19 protein-coding genes and 1 tRNA gene are annotated in these 23556 nt (G+C 59.2%); 18 read left to right on the top strand and 2 right to left on the bottom strand.

Annotated elements, in window-relative coordinates; genetic code table 11:
* The first annotated feature begins 147 nt into the window (after positions 1–147).
* From tuf (KVU_RS11175) to KVU_RS11165, 3 genes are all read left to right on the top strand, one after another.
* Entirely contained in the window at positions 148–1323 is a 1176-nt protein-coding gene (gene tuf, locus KVU_RS11175; protein ID WP_013385324.1) for an elongation factor Tu, read from the top strand.
* Positions 1324–1449: 126 nt separating this feature from the next.
* Positions 1450–1525, top strand: a tRNA-Trp gene (locus tag KVU_RS11170).
* A gap of 130 nt (positions 1526–1655) precedes the next feature.
* Positions 1656–2597 carry a metallophosphoesterase gene (locus tag KVU_RS11165; RefSeq protein WP_013385340.1) on the top strand — a complete coding sequence of 314 codons (942 nt, stop codon included), beginning with the start codon at positions 1656–1658 and terminating at the stop codon, positions 2595–2597.
* Positions 2598–2655: 58 nt separating this feature from the next.
* On the opposite strand, the gene KVU_RS11160 is transcribed toward KVU_RS11165, so the two are convergent.
* Positions 2656–3684, bottom strand: coding sequence for an Atu2307/SP_0267 family LLM class monooxygenase (locus KVU_RS11160; protein WP_013385339.1), 1029 nt, complete (start codon positions 3682–3684; stop codon positions 2656–2658).
* 117 nt (positions 3685–3801) lie between these two features.
* A complete protein-coding gene (locus tag KVU_RS11155; RefSeq protein ID WP_013385338.1) occupies positions 3802–4587 on the bottom strand; it encodes a glycosyltransferase family 25 protein in 786 nt (261 codons plus the stop codon).
* Between the two features lie 109 nt (positions 4588–4696).
* On the opposite strand from KVU_RS11155, the gene secE reads away from it, so the two are divergent.
* From secE to rpsJ, 15 genes are all read left to right on the top strand, one after another.
* Positions 4697–4897: a preprotein translocase subunit SecE gene (gene secE, locus KVU_RS11150; protein ID WP_013385337.1), complete on the top strand. Its 201-nt coding sequence runs from the start codon at positions 4697–4699 to the stop codon at positions 4895–4897.
* A 171-nt stretch (positions 4898–5068) separates the two neighbouring features.
* Positions 5069–5602 carry a transcription termination/antitermination protein NusG gene (gene nusG / locus KVU_RS11145; protein WP_013385336.1) on the top strand — a complete coding sequence of 178 codons (534 nt, stop codon included), beginning with the start codon at positions 5069–5071 and terminating at the stop codon, positions 5600–5602.
* A 147-nt stretch (positions 5603–5749) separates the two neighbouring features.
* The gene (gene rplK, locus KVU_RS11140; RefSeq protein ID WP_013385335.1) at positions 5750–6202 is read left to right on the top strand and encodes a 50S ribosomal protein L11; all 453 of its coding nucleotides are present in this window, start codon (positions 5750–5752) and stop codon (positions 6200–6202) included.
* 3 nt (positions 6203–6205) lie between these two features.
* On the top strand, positions 6206–6904 hold the full coding sequence (rplA, locus tag KVU_RS11135; RefSeq protein ID WP_013385334.1) for a 50S ribosomal protein L1: 699 nt from the start codon (positions 6206–6208) through the stop codon (positions 6902–6904).
* 270 nt (positions 6905–7174) lie between these two features.
* Positions 7175–7687, top strand: coding sequence for a 50S ribosomal protein L10 (gene rplJ, locus KVU_RS11130; RefSeq protein WP_013385333.1), 513 nt, complete (start codon positions 7175–7177; stop codon positions 7685–7687).
* Positions 7688–7758: 71 nt separating this feature from the next.
* A complete protein-coding gene (gene rplL / locus KVU_RS11125) occupies positions 7759–8130 on the top strand; it encodes a 50S ribosomal protein L7/L12 (RefSeq protein WP_013385332.1) in 372 nt (123 codons plus the stop codon).
* A 250-nt stretch (positions 8131–8380) separates the two neighbouring features.
* Positions 8381–12526 (top strand): DNA-directed RNA polymerase subunit beta, encoded by a 4146-nt coding sequence (rpoB, locus tag KVU_RS11120; RefSeq protein WP_013385331.1) that lies wholly within the window; start codon positions 8381–8383, stop codon positions 12524–12526.
* 57 nt (positions 12527–12583) lie between these two features.
* Positions 12584–16777, top strand: coding sequence for a DNA-directed RNA polymerase subunit beta' (rpoC, locus tag KVU_RS11115; protein WP_013385330.1), 4194 nt, complete (start codon positions 12584–12586; stop codon positions 16775–16777).
* Positions 16778–16826: 49 nt separating this feature from the next.
* On the top strand, positions 16827–17660 hold the full coding sequence (locus KVU_RS11110) for a glycosyltransferase (RefSeq protein ID WP_013385329.1): 834 nt from the start codon (positions 16827–16829) through the stop codon (positions 17658–17660).
* 18 nt (positions 17661–17678) lie between these two features.
* Positions 17679–18584, top strand: coding sequence for a DMT family transporter (locus tag KVU_RS11105; protein ID WP_013385328.1), 906 nt, complete (start codon positions 17679–17681; stop codon positions 18582–18584).
* A 253-nt stretch (positions 18585–18837) separates the two neighbouring features.
* A complete protein-coding gene (gene rpsL / locus KVU_RS11100) occupies positions 18838–19209 on the top strand; it encodes a 30S ribosomal protein S12 (RefSeq protein ID WP_044008087.1) in 372 nt (123 codons plus the stop codon).
* A gap of 9 nt (positions 19210–19218) precedes the next feature.
* Positions 19219–19689, top strand: coding sequence for a 30S ribosomal protein S7 (rpsG, locus tag KVU_RS11095; protein WP_013385326.1), 471 nt, complete (start codon positions 19219–19221; stop codon positions 19687–19689).
* A 12-nt stretch (positions 19690–19701) separates the two neighbouring features.
* Positions 19702–21819 (top strand): elongation factor G, encoded by a 2118-nt coding sequence (gene fusA / locus KVU_RS11090; protein ID WP_014538014.1) that lies wholly within the window; start codon positions 19702–19704, stop codon positions 21817–21819.
* An 86-nt stretch (positions 21820–21905) separates the two neighbouring features.
* Positions 21906–23081, top strand: coding sequence for an elongation factor Tu (gene tuf, locus KVU_RS11085; RefSeq protein WP_013385324.1), 1176 nt, complete (start codon positions 21906–21908; stop codon positions 23079–23081).
* Positions 23082–23234: 153 nt separating this feature from the next.
* Positions 23235–23549, top strand: coding sequence for a 30S ribosomal protein S10 (gene rpsJ / locus KVU_RS11080; protein WP_013385322.1), 315 nt, complete (start codon positions 23235–23237; stop codon positions 23547–23549).
* Positions 23550–23556 lie beyond the last annotated feature (7 nt).

Here is a 23556-nt window from a genome sequence, read left to right as displayed (position 1 = left end):
CGCTTGACCTTTTGGGGTCGCGCCCGGTCTCTTGATTCAGCGGCCTAAAAATCATATGTCGCGCCCGAAGTGAATCGGGGCCGGGTGGCCACGGCGCACCCCGTCCAGCGGCGAAAGCCGCTGTTGCTAGCACCAGGAGAAGCCATCATGGCAAAGGCAAAGTTTGAACGTAACAAACCGCACGTTAACATTGGCACGATTGGCCACGTTGACCACGGCAAGACGACGCTGACCGCTGCGATCACGAAGTATTTCGGTGAATTCCGCGCATACGACCAAATTGACGGTGCGCCCGAAGAGCGTGCACGCGGCATCACGATCTCGACCGCTCACGTGGAATACGAGACCGAAGCGCGCCACTATGCGCACGTTGACTGCCCCGGCCACGCCGACTACGTCAAGAACATGATCACCGGTGCTGCCCAGATGGACGGCGCGATCCTGGTCTGTGCTGCGTCGGACGGCCCGATGCCGCAAACGCGCGAGCACATCCTGCTGGGCCGCCAAGTGGGTATTCCCTACATGGTCTGCTACATGAACAAGGTTGACCTTGTTGACGACGCAGAGCTGCTCGAGCTGGTCGAAATGGAAATCCGCGAGCTGTTCTCGTCGTACGAGTACCCCGGCGATGACATTCCGATCATCCAAGGTTCGGCGCACCAGGCGCTGATCGGCGAGCGCAAAGACATCGGCGAGGACTCGGTCCGCGCGCTGATGGCTGCTGTCGACACGTATATCCCGACGCCTGCACGTGCTGTTGACCAGCCGTTCCTGATGCCGATCGAGGACGTTTTCTCGATCTCGGGTCGTGGTACTGTGGTGACCGGCCGCGTCGAGCGCGGTGTGATCAACGTTGGCGACGAAGTTGAGATCGTCGGCATCCGCGACACGAAGAAGTCGACCTGCACGGGCGTTGAGATGTTCCGCAAGCTGCTGGACCGCGGCGAAGCTGGTGACAACGTTGGTATCCTGCTGCGCGGTATCGACCGCGAAGGCGTTGAGCGTGGCCAGGTTCTGGTCAAGCCCAAGTCGGTTACCCCGCACACCGAGTTCGAAGCCGAGGCGTATATCCTGACCAAGGAAGAAGGCGGCCGTCACACGCCGTTCTTTGCGAACTACCGTCCGCAATTCTACTTCCGCACGACCGATGTGACCGGCACTGTTGAGCTGCCCGAGGGCACCGAGATGGTGATGCCGGGCGACAACCTGAAGTTCAACGTCACGCTGATCGCGCCGATCGCCATGGAAGAGAAGCTGCGCTTCGCTATCCGTGAAGGCGGCCGCACCGTCGGTGCAGGCGTCGTCGCACGCATCATCAAGTAATCTGGGCAACCAGTGAACTTGGAAGGGCCGCCCAATGGGCGGCCCTTTTCCTTTGCGGCAACTGGGTTAAAATGGCGTAAGACCTCTTGCGTCAGACGGTTATTCCGATTACTCGGTTCTTGGCCTAGGGGTATAGCTCAGTTGGTAGAGCGACGGTCTCCAAAACCGTAGGTCGCGGGTTCAAGCCCTGCTGCCCCTGCCACAATCCCACATATGATAATCGCCTGCGCGCATCCCCGCTGATGCGGATAAAATTCGCATGTTTGTCATTTTCCGTTCAAATTGCGCCCTTAGCCGCATGTCCTGACACTTCTGACGTGAAAGGACACCGAATGGTCACCCGTCGCAATCTTTTGGCCGCTGGCCCCGCCGCCGCACTGCTGACGCCGCTGATGGGCGCAACGCCTGCACAAGCGCAAGCCGAGGCGCGCGGTCCGTTCCGCTTTGGCCTGATCACCGACCCGCAATATGCGCCGGTTGTCCCCAATGCTGCAGGCGTGCGCTTCTATGCCAATTCCCTGTGGAAGCTGGACGCGGCGATTGCCGATCTGAACACGCATGACGATCTGGAATTTGTCGTGACCCTTGGCGATATCATCGACCGCCATTGGGAAAGCTTCAGTCACATTCTGCCAGTCTATGACAAGTCAAAGCACAAGAATCACTTCGTGCTGGGCAACCATGATTTCGATTTCGTGCCCGAATGGCTGCCCTCGGTGGTGCGCACGGTGGGTATGCCCGCGCCTTATTACCATTTCGCCGTCAAAGGCGTGCGTTTTATCGTGCTGGACGGCAATGACGTGTCGACCTTTGCCCCGCCTGTGGGCGATCCCCGCCGCGAGGTTGCGGCCCAGCGTCTGGCCGCGCTGCGCGAGGCGGGCGCCCCCAATGCGCAAAGCTGGAACGGCTCGCTGTCGGATGAGCAGATGGTCTGGCTGGAGGCCTGTCTTGATGCGGCTGAGGCAGCGGATGAACGCGTGATCATCCTGTGCCACTACCCCGTCTTTCCGGCGAACAACCACAACCTGTGGAACGACCAAGAGATTGTTGCCCTGCTGGCGCGCTATGGCAATGTGATGGCCTATTTCAACGGCCATAACCACGAAGGCAATTACGGCGAGAACGCTGGCCAGCATTTCGTGAACTTCAAAGGTATGGTCGATACGCCCGACACCACCGCCTATGCGATTATCTCGGTGCTGGATGACCGGATCGAGATCGAGGGCTTTGGCCGCGAGGAAAGCCGCACGCTGATGTTCAGCGCCGCGCTGTAATAAAAAAATGCCGCCCCGGCAGGTCCGGGGCGGCATGTCTTTTCAGGCTTAGCGGCCGTCAGGCCAGCATATCGCGCACCAGCGGGATCACCTTGGTGCCGAACAGCTCGATCCCGCGCATCTGGGTGCTGAACAGCTGCGGGCCTGCGCTGTATTTCAGCGTAAAGCGATCCAGATCCAGCGCCTTGACGTTATCGGCGATCTTGCGGGCGACGGTTTCGGGGCCGCCGACATACAGCGAGCCATGGCTGATTTCGCGCAGGAAATCGGCCTTTTGCAGGGGCGGCCAGCCGCGCTCTTTGCCGATCAGCGCATGCATCTTTTGGTAGCCCTCGAAATATTCCTCCTGCGCCTCGGCGTCGGTGGGGCCGACATGGCCGGGGGAATGCATGCCGATCGGCTGCGGCTTGGTACCGAACTGGTCATGGGCGCGCTTGTACAGGTCGACATAGGGCTTGAACCGGCTGGCCGCGCCGCCAATGACCGCCAGCAGCATCGGCATGTTGTACGAGGCCGTGCGCACCACCGATTCGGGGCTGCCGCCGACACCGATCCAGGTTTTGATCGGGGCTTCGGGGCGGGGATAGACGGTGACTTTCTTCAGCTCGGGGCGGATGGTGCCTTTCCAGCTAACCTTTTCCTCTTTCAACAGCAGCGACAGCAGATCCAGTTTTTCGCTGAACAGCTTGTCGTAATCCGACAGATCAAGGCCGAACAGTGGGAAGGATTCCGTGAACGAGCCACGGCCCAAAATCATCTCGGCGCGGCCATTCGACAGCGCCTGCACGGTCGAGAACCGCTGATAGACGCGGATCGGATCGTCCGAGGATAGGACTGTCACGGCCGAGGCGAGTTTGATCTTTTCGGTTTTTACCGCCAGTGCGGCCAAAACCGGCTCGATCGCCGAGACGGCGAAGTCGGCGCGGTGGTGCTCGCCGACGCCAAAGACATCGACGCCGACCTGTTCGGCCAACTCGCCCTCGGCGATCAATTCGCGCAACACTTGGCCATGCGAGGTGGGCTTGCCGCCCGGCAGACGGGTCACGTCGCCGAATGTATCAAGGCCGAATTCAATCTGCTTTGCCATGGAGTTATCCTTTGCAACTTATGCCGCAATCCGGTCGCGGCTGGCTTGGATGTGAACTTAAAGCGTGATCGCCCCATGCGAAAGGCGCAGGAACGCACAGACAATGTTCGCGAAAGGCTAAAGTTTCAGGCGATAGCGCAGCAGGTTGCGGATGGCATAGGCGCGGTGACGCACAACGCGAATACGCTTATTCCACCAGCCGCGCAGGCCTTTGATCTGGCTACGCCTTGCGCCGTATGCCGCGATCTCGCTGGGGGCGTCACTTGTTTGGATCAGGGCTGGGGTTATCGCGCCGCTTTTACCGTGGCGCGCTGTGACTTCTTTGAGATGGACATCCCACGGCGCATAGATCGGCACGGCGGTCTCTAGCACGGCTTTCGCGCCGGCGCGGGAATAGACGATGGCGGCGGTGCCAACCGCGAATTCATGGGCGGCAAATAAAGTATGGCCGCCCTCTGCGGTGATGGGGCTGTGACCGCGCAAGGTGCGGGGATAGAGGTGCAAAAGCTGCCAGCCGGGCAGCTTTTCATCAAAAAGCGCTATGGCCCGTTCGACCTTTGCGGTGAAATCCTCTGCGACCCAGGCATCATCCTCGAAGATAATCGCGTAAGGCGCGTCGCCCGCCATAAAGCGGTTCAGCGCATCAATATGGGACAGGCAGCAGGCAACCTCGCCGCCGAGCAGGCCGCGCCCGAAAAAAGCGACCGCAGCTTTCGCGCTGTAGGACGGAAAGCTGGCAGGGCTGACATGGCGACCGTCAACGGCTGCAACCCGTTCATATGCGATATTTTCTGGCTGGATATGTGCTGCGAAGGCCCGCAGCCGTTCGGGATTGTCGTCGAGGTTGATCACGTAATAGGATATCTGCAACGAAAGCCCCTTGGCGAAAAGCAGGTGGTCCAAGCTTATCCGCCCTTGTTGTGCTTGAACAATCGCTTTCCACCGGCTATTGAACCCGCCAATCCTGCGGACTTATGTCAGCACTCACAGGTAACACATTAAAGGCAGCGTTATGGCCCGCACCAACCCGATCCAGTTCGCCCAACAGGTTCGCGCCGAAATCGGCAAGATCACCTGGCCGACGCGTCGCGAAGTCACGGTAACGACGCTGATGGTTGTGGCGATTGCCGCGCTGGCTGCGCTGTTCTTTTCGGCCGTCGATATTTCGATCCGCTTCCTTTTGGACGTGATCCTCGGCTATTTCCGCGGCTAAGGCCCAAGCGAACAAGGGCTTCGGGGGTTGAACCCGTTGCCCTTGCACTGTAATAGCGCCCCAAACTCCCTGTCTGGCGTGCGGCGAATCAAGTTGCGCGCCGCTTTTTCATTTCAGGCGGGGCATGATGAAACGGGGCATTGCCCCAGCAGACGACGAGGTTCTTGAGAGATGGCGAAGCGCTGGTATTCGGTTTCGGTTCTTTCGAACTTCGAAAAGAAGATCGCCGAGACAATCCGCACCAAAGTGGCTGAACAGGGTCTGGAAGATCAGATCGACGAAGTACTGGTGCCGACAGAAGAAGTCATCGAAGTGCGCCGCGGCAAGAAAGTCACGACCGAGCGTCGTTTCATGCCCGGTTACGTGCTGGTCCATATGGAAATGTCCGACAAGGGCTTTCATCTGGTGTCGTCGATTAACCGCGTCACCGGTTTTCTGGGCCCGCAAGGCCGCCCGATGCCGATGCGCGATGCCGAAGTAAACGCAATCCTGAACCGCGTTCAGGACGTGGCCGAAACGCCACGCATTCAGGTGCGTTTCGAGATCGGCGAGAAGGTCAAAGTCAACGACGGCCCGTTCGAGGGTTTCGATGGCACCGTCGAGGAAGTCGATGGCGACGCACAGCGCCTGAAGGTCACCGTATCGATCTTTGGCCGCGCAACGCCGGTCGAGCTGGAATTCACCCAGGTCCAAAAGCAGGGCTAAGGGTGCGGCCGCCCCAAAAGGGCGGTTCGTGGGAGATGAGGGTGCCGCGGCATCCGATCCGACCACGCAACTGAGTGCTGGCAAGGACGCGTCCGCGCCAGAGTTGGAAAAGGCGGGGTCACCCGCTATGAACCGAAGGAGGCCACCATGGCCAAGAAAGTTATCGGTTCGCTGAAGCTGCAAGTTAAAGCAGGCCAAGCGAACCCGTCCCCGCCCGTCGGCCCCGCACTGGGTCAGCGCGGCATCAACATCATGGAATTCTGCAAGGCGTTCAACGCCAAGACCGCAGATATGGAGCCCGGCTCGCCCGTTCCGACCGTGATCACCTATTACCAAGACAAGTCGTTCACGATCGAGACCAAGTCCTCGCCCGCGTCCTACTTCCTGAAAAAAGCTGCTGGCCTGAAGCCGGTTGGCAAGCGTAACCGTCCCAAGGGTTCGGTGAAGCCGGGTAAAGAAGTTGCAGGCACCGTGACGCTGGCTCAAGTCCGCGAAATCGCTGAAGCGAAATTCAAAGACCTGAACGCCATCGACATCGAAGGCGCGATGCAAACCATTATCGGCTCGGCGAAGTCGATCGGTATCGAGGTGAAAGGCTAAATCATGGCTAAACTCGGTAAACGCACCACCGCCGCTCGCGAAGCTTTCGCAGGCAAAGAAAATCTGGCGCTGAACGACGCTGTTGCTCTGGTCAAGGCCAATGCAACCGCCAAGTTCGACGAAACCATCGAAGTCGCGCTGAACCTGGGTGTTGACCCGCGTTACGCTGACCAAATGGTGCGCGGCTCGGTCAACCTGCCCAACGGCACCGGTAAAACCGTGCGCGTTGCAGTGTTCGCCCGCGGCGAAAAGGCTGAACAGGCCAAAGCTGCCGGTGCTGACATTGTTGGCGCAGAAGACCTGATGGAAATCGTCCAGTCGGGCAAGATCGACTTCGATCGTTGCATCGCGACCCCGGACATGATGCCCATCGTTGGTCGTCTGGGTAAGATCCTCGGCCCGCGCAACCTGATGCCGAACCCCAAGATCGGCACCGTGACGGTTGACGTCGCTGAAGCTGTCGAAGCTGCCAAAGGCGGCCAAGTGACCTTCAAAGTCGAAAAAGCAGGCGTGATCCACGCTGGCGTTGGCAAAGCCTCGTTTGGCGCTGACAAGCTGGCTGAAAACATCGCGGCTTTTGTTGACGCGGTTGCTAAAGCCCGTCCGACCGGCGCCAAAGGCACCTATCTGAAGAAAGTCTCGCTTTCTTCGACGATGGGTCCTGGTGTTTCGGTTGACGTCGCCAGCGCTTCGGGTAAGTAAGGCGCCTTATAAGAATCTTCCGACTCACCCTGTCTGGGGTGGGCCGGGATGGCCAGGCGGCGAAAGCCGCCTTGTCCTGTCCGAGACGGAGGGCCGGGGGAAACTCCGATAAGACCTTCCTGAGATGGGAAACGAGAACACGATTTCCGTTCGTGCCACCGCGGCACCTACGGGCGGTCATGGCCTCGGGACCCTGAAATTGGACCCGAACGGCCCCGTTTGCGCGGGGTCAAATTGAGCCGGGGGAAACCCCAAACTTGGAGTGAAACTGTGGATAGAGCACAAAAAGAGTCTCTGGTCGAAGAACTCGGCCAAATCTTTGAACGCTCTGGCGTCGTAGTGGTTGCCCGCTACGAAGGCATGACGGTTGCACAAATGCAGGACCTGCGCGCGAAAATGCGTGACGTAGGCGGGTCCGTTCGCGTTGCCAAGAACAAGCTCGCCAAGATCGCCCTGCAAGGTAAGCCCTGCGAAAGCATTGCTGACTACCTGACGGGCATGACCGTTATCTCCTATTCCGAAGACCCCGTGGCAGCTGCCAAGGTCGTCGACGCATATGCCAAGACCAACGACAAGCTGGTCATCCTCGGCGGTGCGATGGGTGATAGCGCTCTGGATCCTGCCGGCGTCAAGGCCGTCGCCCAACTGCCCTCGCGCGAAGAGCTTATCGCTCAGGTCGTGTCGTGCATTGGTGCGCCTGCCTCGAACATCGCTGGTGCGATCGGCGCGCCTGCTTCGAACATCGCGAGCATTCTCTCGACCATCGAAGAGAAAGCTGCATAAGCAATCCGATGTCTTTTGGGCCTTGAACGGCCTGACGTTGGAACACATCTAATACGAACGGGAAGCATAAAATGGCTGATCTGAAGAAACTCGCTGAAGAAATCGTCGCACTGACGCTTCTGCAAGCTCAAGAACTGAAGCAAATCCTGAAAGACGAATACGGCATCGAGCCCGCCGCTGGTGGCGCCGTCGTCATGGCTGGCCCGGCTGCTGCTGGCGAAGCTGCTGAAGAAAAGACCGAATTTGACGTCGTCCTGAAAGACGCCGGCGCGAACAAGATCAACGTGATCAAAGAAGTTCGTGCAATCACCGGTCTGGGCCTGAAAGAAGCTAAAGACCTGGTCGAAGCTGGCGGCAAAGTTAAAGAAGGCGCAGCTAAGGCTGAAGCTGAAGAAATCAAGAAGAAGCTGGAAGAAGCTGGCGCCAAGGTCGAACTGGCCTAATCCGTGCGCGAGGCCTCAATGGCTTCTTGATTTTCAGGCTGGGTTCGCACATGTTGCGAGCCCAGCTTGACCTGTCTTGGAGGGTGGTTCTACCATAAAGGTATCGAACCATCGCCCTGGGCAGGTTCCACAGGTCGGGAGGCAGCCCTTGGGAAGGCTGCCATGAATAGACCTGAACCCCCATTTCTCCATGGGCGCGCGCCGATGCCCGACGGCCCGCTTGCTCAGAGATCGAAAGGTGACGACGCACATGGCTCAGTCCTTCCTTGGCCAGAAACGCCTGCGCAAATCCTACGGCAAGATCCGTGAAGTCCTAGAGATGCCGAACCTCATCGAGGTTCAGAAATCCTCTTACGACCTGTTCCTGAAGTCGGGTGATGCCGACAAGCCTCAGGACGGCGAGGGGATTCAAGGCGTTTTCCAATCGGTATTCCCGATCAAGGATTTCAACGATACCGCCGTGCTGGAGTTCGTGAAATACGAACTGGAAAAGCCCAAATATGATGTCGAAGAGTGTCAGGCTCGCGACATGACCTATTCCGCGCAGCTGAAAGTCACGCTGCGCCTGATCGTATTTGATATCAGCGAAGACACGGGCATGCGCTCGGTCAAAGATATCAAAGAACAAGACGTTTACATGGGGGACATCCCCCTGATGACGCAAAACGGTACCTTCGTTGTGAACGGCACCGAACGCGTGATCGTCAGCCAGATGCACCGCAGCCCCGGCGTGTTCTTTGACCACGACAAGGGCAAGACGCACAGCTCGGGCAAGCTGCTGTTCGCCTGCCGCATCATTCCATATCGCGGCTCGTGGCTGGACTTTGAATTCGACGCCAAGGACCTCGTGTTCGCGCGTATCGACCGCCGCCGCAAACTGCCGGTGACGACGCTGCTCTATGCCCTGGGCATGGATCAAGAGGGCATCATGGATGCCTATTACGATACCGTCGAATACCGTCTGGAAGCCAAGTCCAAAGGCTGGATCACCAAGTTCTTCCCCGAGCGTGTGCGCGGCACCCGCCCGACCTATGATCTTGTCGATGCTGCATCGGGCGAAGTCATTCTGGAAGCTGGCGAAAAAGCCACGCCCCGTATGGTCAAGAAATGGATCGACGAGGGTAAGGTCACCGACCTGCTGGTCCCGTTCGAACATATCCTGGGCAAATTCGTCGCCAAAGATATCATCAACGAAGACAACGGCGCGATCTATGTCGAGGCTGGCGACGAGCTGCTGCTCGAGCGTAACCGCGACGGCGAAATCACTGGTGGCTCGCTGCAAGAGCTGCTGGAAGCGGGCTTTACCACTGTTCCGGTGCTGGACATCGACAATGTGAACGTCGGTGCCTACATCCGTAACACCATGGCTGCCGATAAGAACATGGGCCGCGAAGGCGCGCTGATGGATATCTATCGCGTCATGCGCCCGGGCGAGCCGCCGACCGTCGAAGCCGCGTCCGATCTGTTCGAAACGCTGTTCTTTGATAGCGAGCGTTACGATCTGTCGGCTGTTGGTCGCGTGAAGATGAACATGCGTCTGGATCTGGATGTGGCCGATACCGTCCGCACCCTGCGCCGCGACGACATCATCTCGTGCATCAAGGCGCTGGTCGAGCTGCGCGATGGCAAAGGCGAGATCGACGATATTGACCACTTGGGTAACCGCCGCGTTCGCTCGGTCGGTGAGCTGATGGAAAACCAGTATCGCGTCGGCCTGCTGCGCATGGAGCGCGCGATCAAAGAGCGTATGTCCTCGGGCACGCCTGCGATCGACACCGCCATGCCGCAAGATCTGATCAACGCCAAGCCCGCCGCGGCTGCGGTACGCGAGTTCTTTGGCTCGTCGCAGCTGTCGCAGTTCATGGACCAAACGAACCCGCTGTCGGAAGTCACCCACAAGCGCCGTCTTTCGGCTCTGGGGCCGGGCGGTCTGACGCGTGAACGTGCGGGCTTTGAGGTGCGCGATGTACACCCGACCCACTATGGTCGTATGTGCCCGATTGAAACGCCCGAAGGTCCGAACATCGGTCTGATCAACTCGCTGGCGACCTATGCCCGCGTGAACAAATACGGCTTCATCGAAACCCCCTACCGTAAAGTGGTCGAGGGTAAGGTGACGGACGACGTGCAATACATGTCGGCCACCGAAGAAATGCGCCACACCATCGCGCAGGCCAACGCGATCCTCGACGACGAAGGTCGTTTCGTGGACGAGCTGGTCGATACCCGTCAGGCCGGTGACTATACGCTTGCTACACGTGAAACAGTTGACCTGATTGACGTTTCACCCAAGCAGCTGGTCTCGGTCGCCGCCTCGCTGATCCCGTTCCTTGAGAATGACGATGCGAACCGCGCACTGATGGGCTCGAACATGCAACGTCAGGCCGTGCCGCTGCTGCGCGCAGAAGCACCGCTGATCGGTACTGGTATCGAAAGCGTCGTTGCACGCGATTCGGGCGCCGCCATTATGGCCCGCCGCGCCGGTGTCGTTGACCAAGTCGACGCCCAGCGTGTCGTGATCCGTGCGACCGAAGATCTGTCGCTGGGCGATGCGGGCGTGGACATCTATCGTCTGCGCAAATTCCAGCGCTCGAACCAAGATACCTGCATCAACCAGCGTCCGCTGGTGAAGGTGGGCGATCTGGTCGGCAAGGGCGAAGTGATTGCTGACGGCCCCTCGACCGAAATGGGCGAGCTGGCTTTGGGCAAGAACATCGTCGTCGCCTTCATGCCCTGGAATGGCTACAACTACGAAGACTCGATCCTGATCTCGGAGCGTATCGTTTCGGAAGACGTCTATACCTCGATCCATATCGAGGAATTCGAAGTCGCCGCACGTGATACAAAGCTGGGGCCGGAAGAGATCACCCGCGACATCCCGAACGTCGGTGAAGAAGCTTTGCGCAACCTCGACGAGGCTGGCATCGTTTACATCGGCGCGCATGTTGGCCCGGGCGATATTCTGGTCGGCAAGATCACTCCCAAGGGCGAAAGCCCGATGACGCCAGAAGAAAAACTGCTGCGCGCCATCTTTGGTGAGAAGGCCTCGGACGTTCGTGACACCAGCCTGCGTCTGCCCCCGGGCAACTACGGCACCATCGTCGAAGTGCGCGTGTTCAACCGCCACGGCGTCGACAAGGACGAACGCGCCCTGCAGATCGAGCGTGAAGAGATCGAAAGCCTGTCGCGCGACCGCGATGACGAGCTGGCGATTCTGGACCGCAACATCTATGCGCGCCTGAAGCAGGTTCTGCTGGGCAAGATGGCTGTGAAGGGCCCCAAGGGGTTCAAGGCCAACACCCAAGTGACCGAAGAGGTTCTGGGCGAGTTCAGCCGTGGCCAATGGTGGCAACTGGCCGTTGAGGATGAAGACGATGCGAAAATCGTCGAAGCCCTGAACGAACAGTATGAAAACCAAAAGAAACAGCTGGACGCGCGTTTCGAAGACAAGGTCGAGAAAGTCCGTCGCGGCGACGATCTGCCTCCGGGCGTGATGAAGATGGTCAAAGTGTTCGTGGCGGTAAAGCGCAAGCTGCAACCGGGCGATAAGATGGCTGGTCGTCACGGCAACAAGGGCGTGATCTCGCGCGTGGTTCCTGCAGAAGACATGCCGTTCCTGGCAGATGGTACCCCCGTCGACTTCTGTCTGAACCCGCTGGGCGTGCCCTCGCGGATGAACGTCGGTCAGATCCTGGAAACCCATATGGGTTGGGCCTCGCGTGCGCTGGGTCTGCAGATTGACGAGGCGCTGAAAGGCTATCGTCGTTCGGGCGATCTGACCCCGGTCAAAGACGCGCTGCGCTTTGCCTATGGCGACGAAGTCTACGCTGAAGGCTTTGAAACCGCGAGCGAGGCTGTCTTCCTCGAGCGTGCTGAAAACGCGACCCGCGGTGTGCCAATTGCAACGCCCGTCTTTGACGGCGCCAAGGAAGCGGACATCAACGACGCGCTGGCACGTGCTGGTTTCGACACGTCGGGCCAATCGGTTCTGTTCGATGGCCGCACTGGCGAGCAATTCGCCCGTAAGGTCACCGTCGGCGTGAAATACATGCTGAAGCTGCACCACCTTGTCGACGACAAGATCCACGCGCGATCGACCGGGCCGTACTCGCTTGTCACGCAGCAGCCGCTGGGTGGTAAGGCACAGTTCGGTGGCCAGCGTTTCGGGGAGATGGAAGTTTGGGCCCTCGAAGCCTACGGCGCCGCCTACACCTTGCAGGAAATGCTGACGGTGAAATCGGACGACGTGGCCGGCCGGACCAAGGTCTATGAATCGATCGTCAAGGGCGAGGACAATTTCGAAGCGGGCGTGCCCGAATCGTTCAACGTGCTTGTGAAGGAAGTGCGTGGCCTTGGCCTGAATATGGAACTCCTGGATGCGGAGGATGACGCGTAAGGGGGTCATCCCCCTTACCGCCTCTCTCACCCCGCGCCCTCATTCAAGGAATGTGAAATGAACCAGGAACTGACCAACAATCCGTTCAACCCGCTGACGCCGGCGAAGGCATTTGACGAGATCAAAATCTCGCTTGCCTCGCCCGAGCGTATTCTGTCGTGGTCCTATGGCGAGATCAAAAAGCCCGAGACCATCAACTACCGTACGTTCAAACCCGAGCGTGACGGCCTGTTCTGTGCGCGTATCTTTGGCCCGATCAAAGATTACGAATGCCTGTGCGGCAAATATAAGCGCATGAAATACAAGGGCGTCGTCTGCGAGAAGTGCGGCGTCGAAGTCACCTTGCAAAAAGTCCGCCGCGAGCGGATGGGCCACATCGAACTGGCAGCGCCCGTTGCGCATATCTGGTTCCTGAAGTCGCTGCCCAGCCGGATCGGCCTTGTGCTGGATATGACGCTGCGCGACCTCGAGCGTGTGCTGTATTTCGAAAACTACGTCGTGATCGAACCCGGTCTGACCGACCTGTCCTATGGTCAACTGCTGACCGAAGAACAGTATATGGATGCGCAAGACCAGTTCGGTCTTGACTCGTTCACGGCCAATATCGGTGCCGAAGCGATCCGCGAACTGCTGGCTGCCATTGATCTGGAAGCGCTGGCCGAAGAACTGCGCGCCGAGCTGAAAGAAGCCACCGGCGAGCTGAAACCCAAAAAGATCATCAAGCGTCTGAAGATCGTTGAGTCGTTCGTCGAGTCGGGTAACCGTCCCGAATGGATGATCATGACCGTGATCCCGGTCATTCCGCCGGAACTGCGTCCGCTGGTTCCGCTGGATGGCGGCCGCTTTGCGACCTCGGATCTGAACGATCTGTACCGCCGCGTGATCAACCGGAACAACCGTCTCAAGCGTCTGATCGAACTGCGCGCCCCCGACATCATCGTCCGCAACGAAAAGCGGATGCTGCAAGAATCGGTCGATGCGCTGTTCGACAACGGCCGTCGTGGCCGCGTCATCACTGGCGCGAACAAGCGTCCGCTGAAGTCGCTGTCGGATATGCTGAAGGGTAAGCAAGGTCGCTTCCGTCAGAACCTGCTGGGTAAACGCGTCGACTTCTCGGGCCGTTCCGTGATCGTGACCGGTCCCGAGCTGAAGCTGCACCAGTGCGGTCTGCCCAAGAAGATGGCGCTCGAGCTGTTCAAGCCGTTCATCTACTCGCGTCTTGAAGCCAAGGGTCTGTCCTCGACCGTCAAGCAAGCCAAGAAGCTGGTCGAGAAAGAGCGTCCCGAAGTTTGGGATATCCTGGACGAAGTGATCCGCGAACACCCCGTCTTCCTGAACCGTGCGCCGACGCTGCACCGTCTGGGGATTCAGGCGTTCGAACCCACGCTGATCGAAGGCAAAGCGATCCAGCTGCACCCGCTTGTTTGTTCGGCATTCAACGCCGACTTCGACGGTGACCAGATGGCCGTTCACGTCCCGCTGAGCCTCGAGGCACAGCTGGAAGCCCGCGTCCTGATGATGTCGACGAACAACGTTCTGTCGCCAGCAAACGGCGCGCCGATCATCGTTCCGTCGCAGGATATGGTGCTGGGCCTGTATTACACGACCATCATGCGTGAAGGCATGCTGGGCGAGGGCATGTCCTTTACCTCGGTGGATGAGGTCGAACTGGCGCTGGCCGCCGGTCAAGTGCACCTGCACGCCAAGATCTCTGCCCGTATGCCCCAGATCGACTCTGAGGGTAACGAGGTCATCACCCGCTTTGAAACGACCCCGGGCCGTCTGCGCCTTGGCTCGCTGCTGCCGAAGAACAACAAGGCACCGTTCGAGCTGGTGAACCGTCTGCTGCGTAAGAAAGACGTGCAGAACGTCATTGATACCGTCTACCGCTACTGCGGTCAGAAAGAATCGGTGATCTTCTGTGACCAGATCATGGGCGCTGGCTTCCGCGAAGCGTTCCGTGCTGGCATCTCGTTCGGCAAGGACGACATGGTTGTTCCTGACACGAAATGGACGCTGGTCGATGAGACCCGCGATCAGGTCAAGGACTTTGAACAGCAGTATATGGACGGCCTGATCACCCAGGGCGAGAAGTATAACAAAGTTGTCGATGCTTGGTCGAAGTGTAACGACCGCGTCACCAACGCCATGATGGATACCATTTCGGCCCCGCATTTCGACGCCAATGGCGCCGAAGAAGAGCCGAACTCGGTCTATATGATGGCGCACTCGGGTGCACGTGGCTCGGTCACGCAGATGAAGCAGTTGGGCGGCATGCGCGGCCTGATGGCCAAGCCTTCGGGCGAGATTATCGAAACGCCGATTATCTCGAACTTTAAAGAAGGCCTGACCGTTCTGGAATACTTCAACTCGACCCACGGTGCCCGTAAGGGTCTGTCGGATACGGCGTTGAAGACCGCGAACTCGGGTTATCTGACCCGCCGTCTGGTGGACGTTGCGCAGGACTGCATCATCCGTATCGATGATTGCGGCACCGACCGTGCGATCACTGCGACTGCAGCTGTCAATGACGGCGAAGTCATCTCGTCGCTGGGCGAACGCGTTCTGGGCCGTGTCTCGGCCGATGACGTGCTGCGTCCGGGCACCGATGAGGTGATCGTCCGCGCTGGCGAGCTGATCGACGAGCGTCGCGCCGACATGATCGAGACCGCGCATGTGAACAAGATGCGTATCCGCAGCCCGCTGACCTGTGATGCGGACGACGGCATCTGTGCCAAGTGCTATGGTCGTGACCTGGCACGCGGTACGCTGGTGAACATTGGTGAGGCTGTCGGCATTATCGCCGCACAGTCGATCGGTGAGCCCGGCACGCAGCTGACGATGCGTACGTTCCACATCGGCGGCGTGGCTATGGGCGGTCAAAAATCGTTCCTGGAAGCCAGCCAATCGGGTCGCATCGAATTCCGCGACGCGCAGCTGATCGAAAACACGCAAGGCGAGCAAATCGTTATGGGCCGTAACATGATCCTCGCGATCATGGACGAAACCGGCGAAGAGCGCGCGCAGCACAAGGTCGGCTACGGCTCGAAAGTGTTCGTGAAGGATGGCCAGATCATCGCACGCGCCGACAAGCTGTTCGAATGGGACCCCTATACCCTGCCGATCATCGCCGAAAAGGCAGGTACCATCCGTCTGACGGACCTGGTGGCTGGTCTTTCGCTGCGTGAAGATACCGACGAAGCAACGGGCATGACCCAGCGCATCGTGTCGGATTGGCGTTCGGTGCCGCGCGGCAGCGACCTCAAGCCCGAGATCTTCGTGGTCGACGGGGAGGGCAACCCCGTGCGCAACGATGCGGGTCACCCCGTGTCCTATCCGATGTCGGTCGATGCGATTCTGTCGCTGGAAGACGGTCAGACCGTATCTGCGGGTGACGTTGTTGCGCGTATCCCGCGTGAGGGCGCCAAGACCAAGGATATTACCGGTGGTCTGCCGCGCGTCGCGGAACTGTTCGAAGCTCGTCGTCCCAAAGACCACGCAATCATCGCCGAAATCGATGGCTATGTGCGCTTTGGCAAGGACTACAAGAACAAGCGTCGCATCTCGATCGAGCCTGCGGAAGACGGTGCGGATCGCGTCGAGTATATGCTGCCCAAGGGCAAGCACATCCCGGTGCAAGAAGGCGACTTCATCCGTCGCGGCGATTACATCATGGACGGCAACCCCGCGCCGCATGACATCCTGGCGATCTTGGGTGTCGAGGCGCTGGCTGACTACATGATCAACGAGGTGCAAGAGGTCTATCGTCTGCAAGGCGTGAAGATCAACGACAAGCACATCGAGGTGATTGTCCGTCAGATGCTGCAAAAGTGGGAGATCTCGGATTCGGGTGACACCACGCTGCTGAAAGGCGAAACGGTCGACAAGATCGAGTTTGACGAAGCGAATGAAAAGGCGATGGCCCGCGGTGGTCGTCCGGCACAGGGTGAACCGATCCTTCTGGGTATCACCAAGGCCAGCCTGCAAACGCGTTCGTTCATCTCGGCGGCGTCGTTCCAGGAAACGACCCGCGTGCTGACCGAGGCTGCTGTCCAAGGTAAGCGCGACAAGCTGGTCGGCCTGAAAGAGAACGTCATCGTCGGTCGTCTGATCCCGGCAGGGACCGGCGGCGCGACCTCGCGCATTCGCCGCATCGCTGCGGATCGCGATGGTGCCGTGATCGCCGAGCGTCGCGACGAGGCCGAGGCCGCTGTGGCCCTGGTTGCGCCTTCGCTGCGCGGCCAAGACTAAAATAAAGGGCCCCTGGAAACGGGGGCCTTTTTCCCATCCGGGTCTTTTGATGATCTCACTTGCTGTAACCTTTGTGTGCCGGTTCTCTTATCTGGGAGATGGCGGTTTTCAGGTTGAACACGAAAGCCTCGAGGCCCGTGCGGCCTTTCTTTATGATCGCAAGCGGCTGCTGCAGCGTTTCGCATGGTTTGAACATGTAACCCTGCCGGCGATCCGTTATCAGACCGATCCCAACTTTACCTTTTTGCTGATGACCGGCGACAGCCTGCCTGATTGGGCGCTGGAAAAGCTGCGGGCGCTGCTGGCCGATGTGCCGCAGGCCGTGATCATGCAACTGCCGCCAATGCGTCACCGCGATGCCTGCCATCAGGCGATGACCGATCTTGCCCCGATCGAGGGGGCGACCCATTACGCGCTGACCCGTCTGGATGACGATGACGCTGTCGCGCTGGATTATGTCGAACGCTTGCGCCTGGATTTTGGCCCTGATCTGCAGCGCTTTTGGGCGCGCAACCGGATGCTGGCACTGGATTACACGCGCGGCATGGTGCTAGAGCAGGGCGCTGATGACGGCGCGCCGCTCGATCCGCGTATCATGCAACTTGCGACGGCGGGCCTTGCGCTCATCTTTGGCCCGCACCGCCGCGCGGATCTGTTTCGTTTCGCACATCATAAACTGGCCGGCCGGATGACGGTCCTTAGCCAAGAGGATGATGTGATGTTCGTGCGCGGCGTGCATGGCCAGAACGATTCGAACGCAAGCGGCCAGCGCGGTCTGCCGTGGGAGATTGTTGAAATCGACCTTGACGAGACGCTGATTGCACGCTTTGCCATAGAGCGGGCCAATCTGGCCGCTGCGCTGAAGGCGGCAGAGCTTTCCTAGGCCCGTAATGGGTGGATCATGGCGGATATGAAAAGCAACCTGCGCGGCGCGGGGTTGATGGCTGCGGGCATGGCGTCATTTGCGGCCTCGGACACGGTCATGAAGGTGCTGGGCGGCACCTATCCCCTGTTTCAACTGTTATTGCTGCGGGGCTTGGGTGTGATGCTGTTGCTGGGCGGTGTCTGTCTTTTGCGCGGCTATTTTCGCCTGAAAATCAGTCCGCGTGATGCCTGGTTCATGTTCCTGCGCGTGATGGGCGAGGTGGGCGCCGCCTGGCTATTTCTGACTGCGCTGTTCAGCATGAATTACGCCGATGCTTTGGCGATCTTGCAGGCCTTGCCGCTGGTCGTCACCCTTGGTGCCGCGCTGTTTCTGGGCGAGCGTCTATCCGCCGCGCGTATTGCCGTCATCATCGTTGGATTCTTTGGCGTGATGGTCATCATCCGGCCCGGCGGCTCGGCTTTTTCATGGTATGCGTTGCTGGTCGTGTTGTCGGTGATCAGCGTCGCGTTGCGCGATCTGGCCTCGCGCAAAATGTCGGAGCAGATCCCGACGGTTTATGCGTCATTCATTGGCGCGGCCGGGGTGACGCTGTCGGCGCTGATCGCGGCGTTCGGCACGCCATTCGTGCCGATGCCCGCGCATGATTCGCTGTTGCTGACCATTGCCGTTGTCGGCATCGCCGGCGGTTATGTCGGGACGCTGGCCGGTGTGCGGGTAGGGGACATCAGTTTTGTCGCGCCGTTCCGCTATACCAGCCTTTTGACGATGATCATCGCCAGCGTCATGGTCTTTGGTATCTTCCCTGATATCTGGACACTTTTGGGCGCAACCATCGTGGTAGCCAGTGGGTTGATGTCCCTTTGGGTCGAGCAACGTATCGCCCGCGCGCTGGATGCAGGCGCGCGCTTGGGGGCGGGTTGACAGCCCAAGCGACTCTGCCTATAGACCGCCGTGAACCTAAGGGCGCAATGTGCCCTGTGGGGACATAGGGATAGTCTAAGGTCATGATGCGGGCTGGCAAAGCTCCCATCCTCTGCGAGACCCACCGCATTGTTCTGCAGGTAGCGTGAACAGTGCGGGCCTTTTGTGCTTTGCGGGTGCCGCAGGGCATCCGATAGAAACCGCGGACCTTCGGGGCCGCACACAAGTGTTAGGAAGCGGGGAACACAGCCCAATGCCAACGATCCAACAGCTGATCCGCAAACCGCGGCAGCCGAAAGTGACCAAGTCTAAGTCGCAGCACCTGGAAGGGTGCCCGCAAAAACGTGGCGTTTGCACGCGCGTTTACACCACCACCCCGAAAAAGCCGAACTCGGCTATGCGTAAGGTCGCCAAAGTGCGCCTGACCAATAGCTTCGAAGTCATCAGCTATATTCCGGGTGAAAGCCATAACCTGCAAGAACACTCGGTCGTGCTGATCCGCGGCGGCCGTGTAAAAGACTTGCCGGGTGTGCGTTACCACATCCTGCGCGGCGTTTTGGATACCCAAGGCGTCAAGAACCGTAAGCAACGCCGTTCGAAATACGGCGCCAAGCGTCCGAAGTGAGGTTGAGCCATGTCGCGTCGTCACGCAGCTGAAAAGCGCGAAGTTCTGCCTGATGCCAAATTCGGCGATCGGGTTGTTTCGAAGTTCATGAACAACCTGATGGTCGACGGTAAGAAGTCGGTCGCAGAGCGCATTGTCTACAACGCATTCGACCGCGTTGAAGGCCGTGCGAAGAAGGCCCCCGTGGAAGTGTTCCACGAAGCCCTCGACAATATCAAACCCTCCGTCGAAGTGCGCTCGCGCCGCGTCGGTGGTGCTACGTACCAAGTTCCGGTTGAAGTGCGCCCCGAGCGTCGCGAAGCCCTGGCGATCCGTTGGTTGATCGATGCGTCCAAAAAGCGCAACGAGAACACCATGGAAGAGCGTCTGGCTGGCGAGCTGATGGATGCATCGAACAACCGTGGCGCTGCTGTTAAGAAGCGTGAAGACACCCATAAGATGGCCGATGCCAACAAGGCATTCAGCCACTACCGCTGGTAAGGAAGTCCATCCATGGCACGCGATTATCCGCTGAACCTCTACCGCAACTTCGGGATTATGGCGCACATCGACGCGGGTAAAACCACGACGACTGAGCGCATCCTGTATTACACCGGCAAGTCCCACAAGATCGGCGAAGTCCATGACGGCGCCGCGACCATGGACTGGATGGAGCAAGAGCAAGAACGGGGTATCACCATTACCTCGGCTGCGACGACGACGTTCTGGGAACAGACCTACAACGGTAAAGACCCGATCTCGGAGAAGCACCGCTTCAACATCATCGACACCCCCGGACACGTGGACTTCACCATTGAAGTCGAGCGTTCGCTGGCGGTTCTCGATGGTGCGGTTGCTCTGCTGGACGCCAACGCTGGTGTCGAGCCGCAGACCGAAACCGTGTGGCGTCAGGCTGACCGCTACAAGGTGCCGCGGATCGTGTTCGTCAACAAGATGGACAAGATCGGCGCCGACTTCCAAAAATGTCTCGACATGATCAAAGACCGCACGGGCGCAACGCCTGCGCCGGTTGCGTTCCCGATCGGTGCCGAAGACAAGCTGGAAGGCATTGTCGACCTGCTGACTATGGAAGAATGGGTTTGGGAAGGTGAAGACCTGGGCGCAAGCTGGGTTCACCGTCCGATCCGTGACGAGCTGAAAGACGAAGCTGAAACCCGTCGCGCCACGCTGGTTGAACTGGCTGTCGAGATGGACGACGCTGCGATGGAAGCCTATCTCGAAGGCAACGAGCCCTCGACCGACGAGCTGCGCAAGCTGATCCGCAAGGGTACGCTGGCGATGGCCTTCGTTCCGGTTCTGGCTGGTTCGGCGTTCAAGAACAAAGGCGTTCAGCCGCTGCTCAACGCTGTGATCGACTACCTTCCCGGTCCCCTTGATGTTCCCGCTTACATGGGCTTCAAACCGGGCGACGAAGAAGAAATTCGTAACATCCCCCGTTCGGCGGATGATGCGCAGCCCTTCTCGGCGCTGGCGTTCAAGATCATGAACGACCCCTTTGTTGGCTCGCTGACGTTCACCCGTATCTACTCGGGCGTTCTGAAGAAGGGCGATCAGCTCATCAACTCGACCAAAGGCAAGCGCGAGCGCGTCGGTCGTATGATGATGATGCACGCGATCAACCGCGAAGAGATCGACGAAGCGTTCGCTGGCGACATTATCGCGCTGGCAGGTCTGAAAGAAACCACCACGGGCGACACCCTGTGTGATCCGGCCAACCCGGTGGTTCTGGAAACCATGACCTTCCCCGAGCCCGTGATCGAGATCGCTGTCGAACCCAAGTCGAAAGCTGACCAAGAGAAGATGGGCCTGGCCCTGCAACGCTTGGCTGCTGAAGACCCGTCCTTCCGCGTCGAAACCGACCTCGAGTCCGGTCAGACGATCATGAAGGGCATGGGCGAGCTGCACCTCGACATTCTGGTCGACCGTATGCGTCGCGAATTCAAGGTCGAGGCGAACATCGGTGCGCCGCAAGTGGCCTATCGCGAAACCATCTCGGGCCCGGCAGATCTGGACTACACGCACAAGAAGCAAACCGGTGGTACCGGCCAATTCGCGCGCGTCAAACTCGAGATCCGTCCGACCGAGCCGGGCGAAGGTTACTCGTTCGAATCGAAGATCGTTGGTGGTGCTGTTCCCAAAGAATACATCCCCGGCGTCGAGAAGGGCATCAAGTCGGTCATGGACTCGGGTCCGCTGGCAGGCTTCCCGGTTATCGACTTCAAGGTTGCGCTGGTTGACGGTGCTTACCACGACGTCGACTCGTCGGTTCTGGCTTTCGAAATCGCCACCCGTGCAGCAATGCGCGAAGGCCTGAAGAAAGCTGGCGCGAAGCTGCTCGAGCCGGTGATGAAGGTCGAAGTTGTGACGCCCGATGAATACACCGGGTCGATCATCGGCGATCTGACCTCGCGTCGCGGTATGGTCCAAGGCCAAGATACCCGCGGCAATGCGATCGTGATCAACGCGATGGTCCCGCTGGCCAATATGTTCGGCTACATCAACAACCTGCGCTCGATGTCCTCGGGCCGTGCGCAGTTCACGATGCTGTTCGACCACTATGAGGCCGTGCCGGAGAACATCTCGCAAGAGATCCAGAAGAAATACGCCTGATCAGGCGGGGCGGGCCGGCAACGGCCCGTCTGACCCCATTGGAAATCGGCGCCTAGCCGCCTGACCAAATCTCTGAAGGAGCCATCATGGCAAAGGCAAAGTTTGAACGTAACAAACCGCACGTTAACATTGGCACGATTGGCCACGTTGACCACGGCAAGACGACGCTGACCGCTGCGATCACGAAGTATTTCGGTGAATTCCGCGCATACGACCAAATTGACGGTGCGCCCGAAGAGCGTGCACGCGGCATCACGATCTCGACCGCTCACGTGGAATACGAGACCGAAGCGCGCCACTATGCGCACGTTGACTGCCCCGGCCACGCCGACTACGTCAAGAACATGATCACCGGTGCTGCCCAGATGGACGGCGCGATCCTGGTCTGTGCTGCGTCGGACGGCCCGATGCCGCAAACGCGCGAGCACATCCTGCTGGGCCGCCAAGTGGGTATTCCCTACATGGTCTGCTACATGAACAAGGTTGACCTTGTTGACGACGCAGAGCTGCTCGAGCTGGTCGAAATGGAAATCCGCGAGCTGTTCTCGTCGTACGAGTACCCCGGCGATGACATTCCGATCATCCAAGGTTCGGCGCACCAGGCGCTGATCGGCGAGCGCAAAGACATCGGCGAGGACTCGGTCCGCGCGCTGATGGCTGCTGTCGACACGTATATCCCGACGCCTGCACGTGCTGTTGACCAGCCGTTCCTGATGCCGATCGAGGACGTTTTCTCGATCTCGGGTCGTGGTACTGTGGTGACCGGCCGCGTCGAGCGCGGTGTGATCAACGTTGGCGACGAAGTTGAGATCGTCGGCATCCGCGACACGAAGAAGTCGACCTGCACGGGCGTTGAGATGTTCCGCAAGCTGCTGGACCGCGGCGAAGCTGGTGACAACGTTGGTATCCTGCTGCGCGGTATCGACCGCGAAGGCGTTGAGCGTGGCCAGGTTCTGGTCAAGCCCAAGTCGGTTACCCCGCACACCGAGTTCGAAGCCGAGGCGTATATCCTGACCAAGGAAGAAGGCGGCCGTCACACGCCGTTCTTTGCGAACTACCGTCCGCAATTCTACTTCCGCACGACCGATGTGACCGGCACTGTTGAGCTGCCCGAGGGCACCGAGATGGTGATGCCGGGCGACAACCTGAAGTTCAACGTCACGCTGATCGCGCCGATCGCCATGGAAGAGAAGCTGCGCTTCGCTATCCGTGAAGGCGGCCGCACCGTCGGTGCAGGCGTCGTCGCACGCATCATCAAGTAATCGTCACTTTTTGACGGTTTCTGAGACTGCCCCGTAAAAGGGGTCTTGACAGGGCGGGAAAAACCCGCCCTGTGCGCATACGAATTTAGGTTCGATGTGGCTGTGCAATCCCGCCCACTCACCTCTCAACCTATAGCCGCGAAAGGCACTAAAATGGCATCTTCGAGCCAAACCATTCGCATCCGCCTCAAGGCGTTCGATTACCGCGTGCTGGATGCCAGCACGGCTGAGATCGTATCGACCGCGAAGCGTACGGGTGCATCGGTCCGCGGACCGATCCCGCTTCCCAACAAAATCGAGAAGTTCACGGTTCTTCGTGGTCCGCACATCGACAAGAAGTCGCGCGACCAGTTCGAGATCCGCACGCACAAGCGTCTTCTGGATATCGTCGACCCGACCCCGCAAACCGTGGACGCGCTGATGAAGCTCGACCTGGCTGCTGGCGTTGATGTCGAGATCAAGGTCTAAGGAGCGT

It is taken from the genome of Ketogulonicigenium vulgare WSH-001 (assembly GCF_000223375.1).
GTDB classification, from domain to species: Bacteria; Pseudomonadota; Alphaproteobacteria; order Rhodobacterales; family Rhodobacteraceae; genus Ketogulonicigenium; species Ketogulonicigenium vulgare.
This window is presented reverse-complemented; position numbering and strand designations above follow the sequence as displayed.